General features: G+C 77.2%; 1 protein-coding gene and 1 pseudogene. Both read left to right on the top strand.

Annotated features, from left to right (window positions below):
* Positions 1 to 14 precede the first annotated feature (14 nt).
* A pseudogene (locus BJP25_RS36625) lies at positions 15 to 4457 on the top strand (type I polyketide synthase); the annotation flags it as partial.
* Positions 4458 to 4484: 27 nt separating this feature from the next.
* Positions 4485 to 9467 (top strand): type I polyketide synthase (locus tag BJP25_RS36620; protein WP_456318643.1); only part of this gene is annotated, 4983 nt, incomplete at its 3' end.

Raw genomic sequence — 9467 nt, 5'->3', positions numbered from 1 at the left:
AGTATCTCAAGCGCGTCACCGGCGAGCTGACCCAGACCCGCGAGCGGCTGCGCCGCGCGGAGGAGGCCGCGGGCGAGCCGATCGCGGTCGTCGCCGCCGCCTGCCGCTACCCCGGCGGCGTCGCCTCGCCAGCGGACCTGTGGCGGCTGGTCGCCGACGGGTCCGACGCGGTCGGCCCGTTCCCCGACGACCGCGGCTGGCAGCTCGGGGACACCCCGTTCGCCGCCGAGGGCGGCTTCCTCTACGACGCGGGCCGGTTCGACCCCGGCTTCTTCGGCATCTCCCCGCGCGAGGCCCTGGTCATGGACCCGCAGCAGCGGCTGCTGCTGGAGACCTCCTGGGAGGCCCTGGAGCGCGGCGGGGTCGACCCGCACGCCCTGCGCGGCAGCGCCACCGGCGTGTTCGTCGGCGTCATGTACTCCGACTACGCCTCCCAGCTGCACCGCATGCCCGAGGGCGCCGAGGCCTACCTCAGCACCAGCGCCAGCTCCAGCGTCGCCTCCGGCCGCATCGCCTACACCCTGGGCCTGGAGGGCCCGGCGCTGACCATCGACACCGCCTGCTCCTCGTCGTTGGTGGCCATGCACCTGGCCGCGCACGCGCTGCGCACCGGCGAGTGCACGATGGCGTTGGCGGGCGGGGTGACGGTGATGTCCACCCCCAGCACCTTCTTCGCCTTCAACAGCCAGCGCGGCCTGGCGGGCGACGGGCGCTGCAAGGCCTTCGCCGACGCCGCCGACGGCACCGGCTGGTCCGAGGGCGTCGGCGTGCTGCTGCTGGAGAAGCTGTCCGACGCGCGCGCCAACGGCCACCCCGTGCTGGCCGTCCTGCGCGGTTCCGCGGTCAACTCCGACGGCGCCAGCAGCGGCCTGACCGCCCCCAACGGGCCCTCCCAGCAGCGGGTGATCCTCTCCGCCCTGCGCAGCGCCGGGCTCGGCCCCGCCGACGTGGACGTGGTGGAGGCGCACGGCACCGGCACCACCCTGGGTGACCCGATCGAGGCCCAGGCGCTGCTGGCCACCTACGGCCAGGACCGCAGCGGCGGGGACCCGCTGTGGCTGGGCTCGGTGAAGTCCAACCTCGGGCACACCCAGGCCGCCGCGGGCGTCGCGGGCGTCATCAAGGTCATCGAGGCGATGCGGCACGGCGTGCTGCCCCCGACCCTGCACGTCGACGCCCCCACCTCGCAGGTCGACTGGACCGCGGGCAGCGTCGAGCTGCTCACCGAGTCCCGCCCCTGGCCGGAGGTCGACCGGCCGCGCCGCGCCGCGGTGTCCTCCTTCGGCGTCAGCGGCACCAACGCGCACCTCATCCTGGAGCAGGGGGACCCGGTCGCGGCCCCCGCGCCCGACGCAGGCAGCGGGCCGGTGCCGCTGGTGCTGTCCGCGCGTTCCCGGGAGGCGCTGCGCGCCCAGGCAGGGCAGATCGCGGAGGTGCTGCCCGCGCTGCCGCTGCGGTCGGCGGCGCTGTCGCTGGCCACCAACCGCGCGCTGCTCGACCACCGGGCCGTGGCCCTCAGCGCCGACGCCGTGCGCGCGCTGGCCGCCGACGAGTCCCACCCGCTGCTGGTGCGGGGCACCGGCGGCGAGACCGGCAAGACGGTCTTCGTGTTCCCGGGTCAGGGTTCGCAGTGGGTCGGGATGGCGCGGGAGCTGGCCGCGTCGTCGGAGGTGTTCGCCGCTCGCCTGGCCGAGTGCGATGCGGCTTTGAGTGAGTTCAAGGACTGGTCGCTGGACGAGGCCTTGGGTGATGCCGCGCTGCTGGAGCGCGTGGACGTTGTGCAGCCGGTGTTGTGGGCTGTGATGGTGTCGTTGGCTGCGGTGTGGCGGTCGTGGGGTGTGGAGCCTGCTGCGGTGGTGGGTCATTCGCAGGGTGAGATCGCTGCTGCTGTGGTGGCGGGTGCGTTGTCCTTGGAGGATGGCGCGCGGGTGGTGGCGTTGCGGTCGAAGGTGCTGCGGCGCCTGGCGGGTAAGGGCGGCATGGTGTCGGTTGCCGCTGGTGTGGAGGCGGTGCGGGGGCGGATCGCTGGTTTCGGGGAGCGGTTGTCGGTCGCTGCGATCAATGGTGACTCGGCTGTTGTGGTTTCCGGTGAGCCGTCTGCTCTGGACGAGCTGGTTGCCGGTTGCGAGGCCGATGGGGTGCGGGCCAAGCGGATTCCGGTGGACTACGCGTCGCATTCGGCTCAGGTGGATGAGCTGCGCGACGAGTTGGCTGAGGTGTTGGCGCCGGTGCGTCCGCGGGCTGGTTCGGTGCCGGTGTACTCGACGTTGACGGGTCGGGTGGAGGACGGCTCGGTGATGGGGGCCGGGTATTGGTTCGACAACCTGCGGTCCACTGTGGAGTTCGCTGGTGCGGTGGAGCGGTTGGCGGAGGATGGGTTCGGCACGTTCGTGGAGTGCTCGCCGCACCCGGTGCTGACGATGGCCCTGCCCGAGGGCGTGCTCGCGGTCGGGTCGCTCAAGCGCGACGACGGTGGGTTGTCGCGGATGCTGCTGTCCCTGGGAGAGCTGGTCGTGCGCGGCCTGCGCCCCGACTGGACCGCCCTGCTCCCCGGGGCCACCCGCGTCGACCTGCCCACCTACCCGTTCCAGCGCGCGCACTACTGGCCCGAGCCCGCCGAGCCGGTGGAGCCCGCGGCGGACCCGGCCGACGAGGAGTTCTGGCGCGCGGTCACCGCCCACGACGCCGACGCCCTCGCCAGGGTGCTCGACCTCGACCCGGCGGCCCCGCTCAGCGAGGTCGCGCCCGCCCTGCTCGCCCTGCGCCGCCGGGGCCGCGACGCCGCCGCCATCGCGGGCTGGCGCTACCAGGTCCAGTGGCGGCCCGTCGTCGCCCCGCCCGCCGCGCCCACCGGCACCTGGCTGCTCATCACCCCCGAGTGGCCCGACCCGGTGTTCGCCGCCGTCGCCGACGCCCTCACCGCCCGCGGCGCCACCGTGGTCACCGAGGAGGTCGACGCGGGCGCGGCCGACCGCGCCTCGCTCACCGAGCTGGTCGCCCGGCACGGGCACCTCGACGGCGTGCTCAGCGCCCTCGCCGTCGACGAGGGCCCGCACCCCGAGCACCCCTCGGCCGTCGCGGGCCACACCGCCACCCTCGCCCTGCTGCAAGCCCTCGGTGACGCGGGCAGCACCGCCCCGCTGTGGTGCCTGACCCAGGACGCGGTGACCACCGACACCGGCGCCGCCCCCGAGCAGGCGCTGGTGTGGGGCCTGGGCCGCGTCGCCGCCCAGGAGTACCCGGAGCGCTGGGGCGGCCTGCTGGACCTGCCCGCCGAGCTCGACGACCGCACCGCCACCCTGCTCGCCACCGCGCTGGCGGGCGGCACCGGGGAGGACCAGCTCGCGCTGCGCCCCGGCAGCCTGCTCGGCCGCCGCATCACCCGCGCCGCCGTCCCCGAGGGCGAGGGCTGGCGCCCGCGCGGCACCGTCCTGGTCACCGGCGGCACCGGGGGCCTCGGCGCCCAGACCGCGCGCTGGCTGGCCACCGCGGGCGCCGAGCACCTGGTGCTGCTCAGCCGCCGCGGCCTCGACGCCCCCGGAGCGGCGGAGCTGGCCGCCGAGCTGGCGGCCACCGGCGTGCGGGTCGACGTCACCGCCTGCGACGTCACCGACCGCGCCGCCCTCGCCGCGGTCGTCGACGGGCTGGAGCTGACCGCGGTCGTGCACACCGCCGCGGTCCTCGACGACGGCGTCCTCGACTCGATCACCCCCGAGCGGATCGCCAGGGTGCTCGCGGTCAAGCGCGACGCCACCCGCCACCTGCACGAGCTGACGCTGGGCCGCGACCTCGACGCGTTCGTCCTGTTCTCCTCCATGTCGGGCACCTTCGGCGCGTCCGGGCAGGGCAACTACGCCCCCGGCAACGCCTTCCTCGACGCCTTCGCCCACCACCGCCGCGCCATCGGCCTGCCCGCGACCGCGCTGGCCTGGGGACCGTGGGCGGGCGGCGGCATGGCCGACGGGCCCGTCGGGGAGCTGGCCCGCAGGCACGGGCTGCCCGCGATGGACCCCGAGCTGGCCGTGCGCGCCATGGCCACCGCCGTCGGCGCCGACACCGCGGTGGCGCTGGCCGACATCGACTGGGAGCGGTTCTTCGTCGCGATGACCGCGACCCGCACCTCCCACGTGCTGCGCGAGGTCCCCGAGGTCCGGCGCCTGCTGGAGGTCCAGGCGCCCGCCCCCGCCGCCCCCGCCGCCCCGGTCGCCCGCCGGGCGTCGAGCCGGGAGGCGCTGCTCGACGTCGTGCGCTCCGCCGTCGCGGCCATCCTCGGCTACACCGGGCCCGAGGCCGTCGACGCCGAGCGCTCCTTCCACGACCTCGGGTTCGACTCGGTGACGGCGGTGGAGCTGCGGAACCGGATCACCGGGGCGACCGAGCTGAAGCTGCCGGTCACCCTGGTGTTCGACCACCCCACCCCCGCTGCCCTGGCCGACCACCTCGCCGAGCAGGGCGGCGCCGTCGTCGAGGCGAGCGCGGACGACCTGCTCGACCTGGTCCGCTCGTGCGTCGCGCCGATCCTGGGCTACGCGGGCGCGGACGAGGTCGACCCGGACCGGTCGTTCCACGACCTCGGGTTCGACTCGGTGACCGCGGTGGAGCTGCGGAACCGGATCACCGGGCTGACCGAGCTGAAGCTGCCGGTCACCCTCGTGTTCGACCACCCGACGCCGCGGGCGCTGGCCGAGCACCTGGCCGAGCAGGGCGGCGCCGCGCTGCCCGCCGCGCCGCGCGAGTCCGCCGCGGAGGAGATGCTGCGCCTGGTGCGCTCCTGCGTCGCCCCCGTCCTGGGCTACGCGACCGCGGACGACGTCGACCCGGACCGGTCGTTCCACGACCTCGGGTTCGACTCGGTGACCGCGGTGGAGCTGCGGAACCGGATCACCGGGCTGACCGAGCTGAAGCTGCCCGTCACCCTCGTCTTCGACCACCCCACGCCGCGCGCGCTGGCCGAGCACCTGGCCGCGCAGGTCACTCCCGTGACCACCGCCCCCGTCGCCGCCGCTGGGCCGCGCGCGGTCGACGACGACCCGATCGCCATCGTCGCGATGGCCTGCCGCTTCCCCGGCGGCGTGCGGACCCCCGAGCAGTTCTGGGCCCTGCTCGACGGCCGGGGCGACGCCATCGGCCCGTTCCCCGCCGACCGCGGCTGGGACCTCGACCACGTCTACGACCTGGCCGGGGCCGACGCCACGCGCACCTTCCTCGGCGGCTTCCTCGACGACGTCGCGGACTTCGACCCGGGTTTCTTCGGCATCTCCCCGCGCGAGGCGCTGGCGATGGACCCCCAGCAGCGCCTGCTGCTGCAAACCGCCTGGGAGGCCATCGAGCGCGGCGGCCTGGACCCCAAGTCGCTGCGCGGCACCCCGGTCGGCGTCTTCGCGGGCACCAACGGGCAGGACTACACGTCCCTGCTGCTCAGCCGCCCGGCCAACCTTGAGGGGCAGATCGCCACCGGCAACACCGCGAGCGTGCTGTCCGGGCGCGTCTCCTACACCCTCGGCTTCGAGGGCCCCGCCGTCACCGTCGACACGGCGTGCTCGTCGTCGCTGGTGGCCCTGCACCTGGCCGCGCAGGCGCTGCGCAACGGTGAGTGCGACCTGGCGCTGGCGGGTGGCGTGACGACCATGTCCACCCCGGGCCTGTTCACCGAGTTCGCCCTGCAGGGCGGCCTGGCGCAGGACGGCCGGTGCAAGGCGTTCGGGGACTCCGCCGACGGCACGGGGTTCGCCGAGGGCGCCGGGCTGCTGCTGGTCGAGCGCCTGTCCGACGCCCGCCGCAACGGCCACCCGGTGCTGGCCGTGCTGCGGGGTTCCGCGGTGAACCAGGACGGCGCGTCCAACGGGCTCACCGCCCCCAATGGCCCGGCCCAGCAGCGGGTCATCCGGGCCGCGCTGGCCGACGCCCGGCTGGCCCCCGCCGACGTCGCCTTCGTCGAGGCGCACGGCACCGGCACCACCCTCGGTGACCCGATCGAGGCCCAGGCCGTGCTCGCCGCCTACGGCCAGGACCGCGCCGAGCCGCTGTGGCTGGGCTCGGTCAAGTCCAACATCGGCCACACCCAGGCCGCCGCGGGCGTCGCCGGGGTGATCAAGGCCGTGCTCGCGCTCGGCCGCGACCGCATCCCCGCGACCCTGCACGCCGCCGAGCCCAGCTCGCACGTCGACTGGAGCGCGGGCGCTGTGCGCGTCGCCTCCACCGCGGTGCCCTGGCCCGCCGGACCGCGCCGCGCGGGCGTGTCCTCCTTCGGCATCAGCGGCACCAACGCCCACGTCATCCTGGAGGCGGGCGAGCCGCAGCCCGCCGCGGCGCCGCGCGTGGACCCGCCCGCGGTGCTCGTGCCGCTGTCCGCCCGCACCCCCGCCGCCCTGCGCGCCCAGGCCCAGCGGCTGTCGGAGGTCACCGCCGAGCCGCTGGACCTGGCCTGGTCGCTGGCCCGCACCCGCTCGGCCTTCGAGCACCGGGCCGCGGTCGTGGGCCGCACCCCGCAGGAGGTCGCCGCCGGGCTGGCCGAGGTCGCGGCCGGGTCGCCCGCCGCGGTCACCGGCACCGCCGCCCCGACCGGGCGCACCGCGTTCGTCTTCCCCGGCCAGGGCGCGCAGTGGGCGGGCATGGCGGGCGCGCTAGCCGCCGAGTCGCCGGTCTTCGCCACCCGCCTCGCGGAGTGCGCCGCCGCGCTGGCCCCGCACGTCGACTGGGTCCTCACCGACGTGCTGGCCGACGCCGACGCGCTCGGCCGGGTGGACGTCGTGCAGCCGGCGCTGTGGGCGGTGATGGTGTCGCTGGCCGAGCTGTGGCGCTCCTGGGGCATCGAGCCCGCCGCCGTGGTGGGCCACTCGCAGGGCGAGATCGCCGCGGCGGTCGTCGCGGGCGCGCTGTCGCTGGAGGACGGCGCGCTGGTCGTGGCGCGACGGTCGCAGGTGCTGCGCGAGCTGTCGGGCCTCGGGGCGATGGCGTCGGTGGCGCTGCCCGAGGCGCGCGTGCGCGAGGCGATCGCGGACCTCGGTGACCGGGTCGGCGTCGCGGCGGTCAACGGACCGGCCGCCGTGGTCATCTCCGGCGAGCCGGGGCCGGTCGACGAGCTCGTCGCCGGGTGGACCCGCGACGGCGTGCGGGCCAAGGTGCTGCCGGTCGACTACGCCTCGCACTCCGCCCAGGTCGAGCGGCTGCGCGACGAGCTGGCCCGGGTGCTGGCCCCGGTCGCCCCGCGCGCCGGGCGCGTCCCGCTCTACTCCACCCTCACCGGCCAGGTCGAGGACGGCACCGCGCTGGACGCGGCCTACTGGATCGCCAACCTGCGCGCCACGGTCGACTTCGCGGGCGCCACGGCGCGGCTGGCCGCCGACGGCTTCGGCGTGTTCGTCGAGTGCTCCCCGCACCCGTCGCTGACCATGGCCGTGCAGGAGCAGGCCGAGCCGACCGGGCCGGTGGTGGCCGTGGGCTCGCTGCGCCGCGACGACGGCGGCCTCGACCGGGCGCTGCTGTCGCTGGGCGAGCTGGTGGTGCGCGGGGTCGTGCCCGCGTGGGACCGGCTGCTCGACGGCGGCAGGCGGGTCGACCTGCCCACCTACCCGTTCCAGCAGGAGCGGTACTGGCCCGACGCCGTCGCCGCGCACCCCGCCCCCGCACCGGCCGCCGCCGGGGACGCCGAGTTCTGGGCGGCCGTCGAGTCCGGCGCGCTGGCCGACGTCCTGGCGCTGGCCCCCGAGGCGCCCCTGCGCGACGCCCTGCCCGCCCTGTCGGCGTGGCGGCGCGAGCGCGACCGGGCCGCGACCTCGGACGCCTGGCGGCTGCGCGAGACCTGGCGGCCGCTGGCCCCGCGCCCGGCGACGCTGTCGGGCACGTGGCTCGTCCTCGGCGCCGACGGCGCCTGGGGCGAGGCCGTCACCGACTCCCTGCGCGCGCACGGCGCGACCCCCGTCCTCGTCGCCTGCGACCCCGGCGCCGACCGCGCGGCCGTCGCCGCGGCCGTGCGCGCCGTCGACGCGCCGGACCCGGTGGGCGTGGTGTCGCTGCTCGCGCTGGCGCACCGCGGCGACCCCGCCGGGCCGGTCGCCGCCACGCTGGCCGCCGTGCAGGGCCTGGCCGACGCCGGGGTGGAGGCGCCGCTGTGGGCGCTGACCCGCGACGCGGTCGCCGTGGGGCGCGCGGACGCCGTCTCCCCGGAGCAGCACGCCGTCTGGGGCTTCGGCCGCGCCGTGGCCCTGGAGGACCCGCAGCGCTGGGGCGGTCTGGTCGACGTCCCCGCGGCCCCGGACGGGCGCCTGGGCACGCACTTGGCCCGCGTCCTGGCGGGCGGGCGCGGTGAGGACCAGGTGGCGCTGCGCTCCTCCGGCGCCTTCGGCCGCCGCCTGGAGCGGGTGGCGCCCGCCCCCGCGGGCACCGCCGACTGGACCGGCGACGGCACCGTGGTGATCACCGGTGGCGTCGGCGGCCTCGGCGCCGCCCTGGCCCGCCACCTCGTCGCCCGCGGCGCGCGCGACCTGCTGCTGCTCAGCCGCACCGCCGACACCGCCGTCGACCTGCTCGCCGAGCTGCGGTCGTCCGGCGCCACCGTGGACGCCACCGCCTGCGACGTCACCGACCGCGACCAGCTCGCCGCCGCGCTCGACGGGCGCCGGGTCACCGCCGTCGTGCACGCCGCGGGCGTGCTCGACGACGGCGTCGTGGACGCGATCACCCCCGAGCGCCTCGACCGCGTGCTGCGGGTCAAGGCCGAGGGCGCGATCGCCCTGCACGAGCTGACCCGCGGCGCCGACCTCGCCGCGTTCGTGCTGTTCTCCTCCGCCGCGGGCGCGCTGGGCAGCGCGGGCCAGAGCGCCTACGCCGCCGCCAACGCCCACCTCGACGCCCTCGCCGCCCACCGCGCCGCCCTCGGCCTGCCCGCCACCTCGGTCGCCTGGGGCGCCTGGGGCGGCACCGGCCTGGCCGCCGACGGGGCGGTGCGGGAGAACCGGCTGCGCGGCAACGGGTTCCGCCCGATGGACCCCGCCGACGCGCTGGCCGCGCTGGACCGGGTGATCGCCACCGGCGGACCGGTCGAGGTCGTCGCGGACGTCGACTGGGCCGCGCTGCTGCCCGGCCTGCGCGCGCTGCGCCCGACCGAGCTGTTCGCCGAGCTGCCCGAGGCCGCCGCGGTCCCCGAGGCCGCCGCCCCGGAGCAGACCGAGGGCCTGGCCGCCGTCGCGGCCGCCGACCGCCCCCGGGTGGCGCTGGAGCTGGTGCGCACCCGCGCCGCCGCCGTGCTGCGCCACCCCGACACCGACGCCGTCGAGCCCGGCAAGTCCTTCCGCGACCTGGGCTTCGACTCGTTGACCGCGGTCGAGTTCCGCAACGCGCTGGCCGCGGCCACCGGCGTCCGGCTGCCGGTCACGGCCGTGTTCGACCACCCCACCCCGCTGGCCCTGGTCGACCGGCTGCTGGCCGAGCTGGCGGGCGCCCCCCGGGGCCGCCGCCCCCCAGACCAC

Origin of the sequence: Actinokineospora bangkokensis (assembly GCF_001940455.1) — a bacterium.
GTDB classification, from domain to species: domain Bacteria; phylum Actinomycetota; class Actinomycetes; order Mycobacteriales; family Pseudonocardiaceae; genus Actinokineospora; species Actinokineospora bangkokensis.
Note: the sequence above shows the minus strand (reverse complement) of the source record. Positions and strands in the feature narration are given on the sequence as shown.